Genomic DNA, 5,321 nt, shown 5'->3' on the forward strand with positions numbered 1-5,321 from the left:
TGGACAGTAGGAAAAGATCCCCCCTTGCCCCCCTTAAAAAGGGGGGAATAGGAAAGTCCCCCTTTTTAAGGGGGATTTTCCGCAAGCGGACATGAAAGGGGGATCAAGATGTCCCACATAAAGCGCGAAAACTGCTGTATAGGGAGAGGGCATTTCCAGTTTACATTTCATTGAAAACTGCGATCGCACGAGTTTGGGTTTTACGATTTCACAAACTGTTTATCATAAACCTCATCCTCTTTCTCCGTTTCCAACTTAATATCCGATTGGGGATAGGCTGAACACAGCAGAGCATACCCTTGCTGACGCAACTCAGGACTCAAACCCATCGCATCATTCTCATCCCGATAACGCACCTTGCCTTCTGTCAGTAATACAGCACAGGTTTCACAGACTCCAGCTAAACAAGACTGGGGTAAATCTAGACCCTTTTCATTCGCGACTTCTAGAATTTTCCGGTCTTCAGGAACTTCAATAACATGGGTTGTTCCTTGGTGATTAATTTCAACAGTAAAAGTTTTCGTCATAGGAGTTGCAGTACAGAAAAACACAAACGCGCTCCTTTCCAGCGCGTTCTCGATTTTATCATTACTCAAGCACCTTGTGGCGATAATGTTGTAACCAGAATTTTTTGGGGTGAGATAGACCGCAACGCCGTCTTGCCTCAGCTTTTGACCTGGGGTTACCAGGTGGGTACTGAAGTCCCGGCATTCGTTTCCGAGTGCTGGCTCGGTTTACTGCTGCTAGAATCTCTTTCAGTTCCCTTATAAGTCAAGCATAGATCATAAAACGTTATTGGCAGTCACCAACGCCGCAGCCTATCTTAATCGGCATTGTAAGTCAATTTTCCGTTCTGGGCTAGGGGGGATTAGAGATTTTTATGCCGGATACCAGATCGATTCAATTTTCTGGGCGATCGCCACCAACTCCTCCCGTTTTGTGCTATCCGTACAGACGGTAACATGGCCTAACTTGCGTCCCGGTCTCACTTCTGGCTTACCATACCAATGCACATGAGTTCCCGGAAGTTGGGCTAACCGCTCTCGTTCCTGTAAATAGTCGCTCTCAGACTCTTCATAACCCAACAAATTCACCATCACCGCTCCCCCACACTTCAAACTCGGATCGCCCACCGGTAAATCAGCCACCGCTCGCAAATGTTGGGCAAACTGGGAAGTATAGCAAGCATCTAGGCTAAAATGACCCGAATTATGGGTACGCGGCGCAATTTCATTCACCAAAACTTGCCCATCAGAGGTTAAGAAAAACTCAATCCCCAAAATGCCAATGACCTCTAGCTCATTGAGCAACTTCTGGGAAATTTCTGTGACCTTTTGCTGCACCTTTTCCCCCACTTCAGCCGGAACCAATACCCACCGGCACACCTGATTAATCTGTTGGGTTTCTACTACAGGATACACCACCACCTCCCCAGAAGAAAATCGCGCCGCCATCACTGCCAATTCTCTCTCAAAAGGCACAAATTCTTCTACTAAAACCGGGACATCAGCAAAGGTTTTCGCCGCTTTATTTAACTCTTCTCGATCTTTTAAAATTAAGGTTCCTTGCCCATCATACCCCTGTCTTCGAGTCTTCAACACCACCGGAAAAGAAAAATTTTCCGGTAAATGATGCCAATTTAAACTTTTAAACCAGGGAACCGGAATTCCTAAATCTTGCAGAAAACAGCGCTGATCGTATTTATCTAATAATGGTTTTAGGGCAGATAAACGGGGACGAAAACAGACCCCAGATTGCTCTAGAGAAGAGAGCGCCTCTAGATCGATAAACTCATTTTCAAAAGTAATAACATCACAGCGCTCGGCTAATCGTTCTGTAGTGGTCGCATCGGCGATCGCCCCAAAAATGACCTCCGAAGCTCTAGAGACCGCAGGATCGCTCGATTTCGGGGTTTGTACCATCAATTCTAGACCCAATGCTTCAGCTTCCAGAGCCATCATCCAAGCCAACTGTCCTCCCCCAATCGCCCCCACGCGAGTTTTCTGTCCCTGTTTCATAATTCCCTATTTTGAATCACCCAACCCCCAATCATACCAAGCTTTTCCCCATTCCCCACTCCCCCCTGATGGGAACCCGATCGCCGCGTAAGCATTCAAAAATGCCTATCTCCTGAATCTATACTCCCATAGACTTAGGTGATACCATAATGTGCAACTCTGAACTATCCTCACACCCTTACCACCAGGGAGGTTCCCTTGAACAGAACAATCCTTAACTCCAGTACCCTTCTATTCACCCTACTCAGTCTCAGTTTGAGTACGGCGATCGCACCCAAACCCATTTTCGCCTCTGAGTATACCGCCCAACTCACCCCAGAAGTCTCCACCGAACGACCCACCCTATGGGTGAACCCCCAAACGGGCAACGATCGCGCCGGAAATGGCACAGCACAAGCCCCCTATCGCACCTTAACCTATGCCTTACGCATGGCTGCACCCAACAGCATCATTCAACTCGCTCCCGGAACCTATACTGAGCAAACCGGAGAAGTCTTTCCCATTCAATTAAAACGAGATGTCATCGTTGTTGGGAACCCCGATAATAAAGGGCAAAACGTCATTATCCAAGGTGGGGGACGCTTCATCAGTCCCACCTTTGCCCGGCAAAATATTACCCTCCTAGGAGCCAACGATGCCGCTCTAGCAGGGGTAACTGTCACCAACCCTGGCGATCGCGGTTATGGCTTATGGATCGAATCCAGTTCCTTAGTCGTCGCCGATAACACCTTTACTGGCAACATCCATGACGGCATCTCCATCACCGGCAGAAGTGGCTCCGTCATTCGCAGTAACCACTTTACCCGCAACGGAGCCAACGGCATCACCATCTATGGCACATCCAATCCCGAAGTGCGGGATAATGTCTTTGATAATACCGGATTTGGCATCAATATCAATCAGAAAGCTACACCCCTAATTATCAATAATCAAATTATTAATAATCGCGATGGCGTAGTAGTCCAAGCCAAAGCCACCCCCGTTTTACGACAAAATCGCATCGAAAATAACCAGCGCAACGGATTAGTCGCCATCTCTGAATCCCAACCCAATCTCGGTACAGCCAACGAACCCGGTAATAATCAGTTCCGCAACAACGGTGAATATGACATTAATGCCCAAGGTGCTAAAAACATCATTCCCGTCTACGGTAATCAACTCATTACCCGCCGTATTATCGGCACTCTCGACTTTCAAGGCACAACAGCCCTGATTCAACCTGCCGCAGAAACTCCCCGTCCTATCTCCCCACCCTCCCGCACCCTACCCCCCACCCCTACCCGTCCCGTTACACCTCCTCCAAGCAACAACGCCCCCTCTCGCGCTCCCATTCCCATCCCCGTACCCCCACCTCCCCAGTCCAGTACCCCCCTACCTGCTCCCCCTCGGCAAGCGAGTACCCCCCTACCTGCTCCTAACCGCAGTTCCTCCGTTACTTCCCAAGTCCCGAACCTAGAACCCCTGCCCGTTCCCAATATCGATATCCCCTTGGGAGATAATAGCTATGCTAGTCGCATTCCTAACCGAGCCAGTGTGCCAGGAACTCCTCCCCCTCCCCCGACTAGCGTCGCTTCTGCCTTGGGCTTGAGCTATCGCGTGATTGTCTATACAGGTTCTACTCAGGAACAAAACCGGGTTAAATCTCTGGTTCCCGATGCCTTCCGCAGCTCCTATCAAGGGCGATCGGTCATTCAAGTCGGCGCATTTCCTACCCTAGAAGAAGCCCAAACCCGGCTAGAGTTAGTCCGCAATGCTGGATTACGAGCCGAATTGGTAGACTATTAAGTTAAGTCAATCAGTCAAAACTAGGCAACCCTATCAAGTCCGGTTAATGGGTTGTAAACCTGATGGGTTATGAAGCAGTGGGAGCGTCTCGCTCCCCATCCCCCAATTTCCCCATCCCCCCATTCCCCCATCCCCCCATTCCCCCATCCCCCCATTCCCCCATCCCCCCATCCCCCCATCCCCCCATTCCCATGCATATTCATAACCTAAAAGAATGGCAACATTCCCATAATTTCTTAGTCGATCGCCATCAAGCTGAACGCAAAACCCAAATGGTGATCGCTCTAACCGCTATAACCATGATTGCCGAGATTGTTGCCGGTACAATCTTTGGTTCCATGGCTCTACTCGCCGATGGCTGGCATATGGCAACCCATATTGCTGCCTTTGGGATTACCCTATTTGCCTATCAATATGCTCGCCGTTATGTGAATGACCCCAAATATACATTTGGTACAGGCAAAGTTAGCACCCTAGGAGGCTTCGCGAGTGCTGTCGCTCTGGCAGTCGTAGCTTGTGTAATGGTGGTAGAGTCCATCGGTCGTTTATTGCAACCGGAAGCGATTCAGTTTAATGAAGCCATTACAGTAGCCGTCATTGGTTTAGTCGTGAATTTAGTCAGTGCTTTGTTATTAGAAGACCATCACGATCGCGATCATGACGATCATCATCACGATCATAACCTTCGCGCTGCCTATTTCCATGTCTTAGCCGATGCTTTAACCTCAATTTTGGCCATTTTTGCCCTGTTTGCAGGTAAGTTTCTCGGTTGGATCTGGATGGATGCAGCCATGGGTATGATTGGGGCGATCGTCATTGTCAAATGGTCTTATAACCTCTTACGAGAAACCAGTGCCCTATTGCTCGATGGAGCAATTGATAAACAAACTAAGCTCGACATTATTAATCGCATTGAAAAGGATGCGGATAATCGGGTCGTTGATTTGCATGTTTGGCATCTCAGTGAAGAGCATTTAGCCGCTACAATTTCCTTGGTTACCCACTATCCCCAAGAACCAGAGTATTACAAAACGCTCCTTGACCCCATTTCTTCCCTTTCCCATGTATTAGTTGAAGTCCATCCCTGTGAAGGGAAATCTTGTGTAGAGGTGAAAAGGGATTAATATCAAGTTCGCTTATTCATGTCCGCGAAGCGGAAATACCCTAATTAAAAATTTAGGGAGCAAGATGCTCCCACTCCAGTCATACCCCTCTTCTGTCACTTTGCGAAAAAGAGGGCTGAAACCCTTATTCTTTCGTTAGCGATCGCAGGCTATAACGACGGAAATTCGTTAGAATTTCCAAGAGTGACAGAAGAGGGATACAGCAATTTTCGCTGCTATGCGGTACATCTCGATCCCCCCAACCCCCCTTAAAAAGGGGGGTAGTAAAAGTCCCCCTTTTTAAGGGGGATTTAGGGGGATCTGTCTGGCTATACCTCACAAGATCGCGAAGTGCTGTATCAAAGAATTCGAGGAGTGCGGGCATCTTGCCCGCTTCTTAACAAATTTTCATGTC

General features: G+C 48.5%; 4 protein-coding genes and 1 other RNA gene. 2 read left to right on the forward strand and 3 right to left on the reverse strand.

What is annotated here, in order from left to right; genetic code table 11:
- Window positions 1-200: 200 nt before the first annotated feature.
- The 3 genes from PMG71_RS03455 to PMG71_RS03465 form a co-directional block, all read right to left on the reverse strand.
- Window positions 201-527 (reverse strand): 2Fe-2S iron-sulfur cluster-binding protein, encoded by a 327-nt coding sequence (locus PMG71_RS03455; RefSeq protein WP_283752249.1) that lies wholly within the window; start codon window positions 525-527, stop codon window positions 201-203.
- Window positions 528-639: 112 nt separating this feature from the next.
- Window positions 640-823, reverse strand: a non-coding RNA gene (ssrS, locus tag PMG71_RS03460) — 6S RNA.
- A 55-nt stretch (window positions 824-878) separates the two neighbouring features.
- Entirely contained in the window at window positions 879-2,018 is a 1,140-nt protein-coding gene (locus PMG71_RS03465) for a 5-(carboxyamino)imidazole ribonucleotide synthase (RefSeq protein ID WP_283752250.1), read from the reverse strand.
- Window positions 2,019-2,216: 198 nt separating this feature from the next.
- On the opposite strand from PMG71_RS03465, the gene PMG71_RS03470 reads away from it, so the two are divergent.
- Complete coding sequence (locus tag PMG71_RS03470) at window positions 2,217-3,803, forward strand: DUF1565 domain-containing protein (protein WP_283752251.1); 1,587 nt, start codon at window positions 2,217-2,219, stop codon at window positions 3,801-3,803.
- A gap of 191 nt (window positions 3,804-3,994) precedes the next feature.
- Entirely contained in the window at window positions 3,995-4,927 is a 933-nt protein-coding gene (gene dmeF, locus PMG71_RS03475) for a CDF family Co(II)/Ni(II) efflux transporter DmeF (RefSeq protein WP_283752252.1), read from the forward strand.
- The last annotated feature ends 394 nt before the right edge of the window (window positions 4,928-5,321 follow it).

The sequence above is a fragment of the Roseofilum acuticapitatum BLCC-M154 genome, assembly GCF_030068475.1.
GTDB lineage: Bacteria > Cyanobacteriota > Cyanobacteriia > Cyanobacteriales > Desertifilaceae > Roseofilum > Roseofilum acuticapitatum.